The sequence below is a fragment of the Stenotrophomonas sp. S39 genome (assembly GCF_016624665.1).
Lineage (GTDB): Bacteria > Pseudomonadota > Gammaproteobacteria > Xanthomonadales > Xanthomonadaceae > Stenotrophomonas.
Genome location: NZ_JACVTT010000221.1, coordinates 1 through 238, shown reverse-complemented (window position 1 = coordinate 238; position 238 = coordinate 1). Strand labels below are relative to the sequence as shown.

Annotated in this window: 1 protein-coding gene; it reads right to left on the bottom strand. The window is 66.8% G+C overall.

The genetic code is table 11. The annotated features are described in order from the left end of the window. Positions 1–238 (bottom strand): DUF2345 domain-containing protein (locus IAE41_RS22365; RefSeq protein ID WP_200734611.1); only part of this gene is annotated, 238 nt, incomplete at both ends.

Sequence of the window (238 nt, the reverse complement as noted above, 5' to 3'; positions counted from 1 at the left end):
GCAGCTGAACGTGATGTTCCCGCCTTCCAGCGTGATCGCACTGCTGCCGGCTTGCAGCACCACCTTGGTCTGGGCCAGCACGTCGATGCGGTCGTCGGTGGCAGTGATGGTCAATGCCTGGTCGCTCAGCAGCTCCAGCTCGCCGTCGTTGGCCTGCAGGCTGACCGGCCCCTGCGCGGCAATCACGCGCAGTGGGCCGCTCTGCGCGAACAGCGAAACATGCTCGCCGGACACGGTG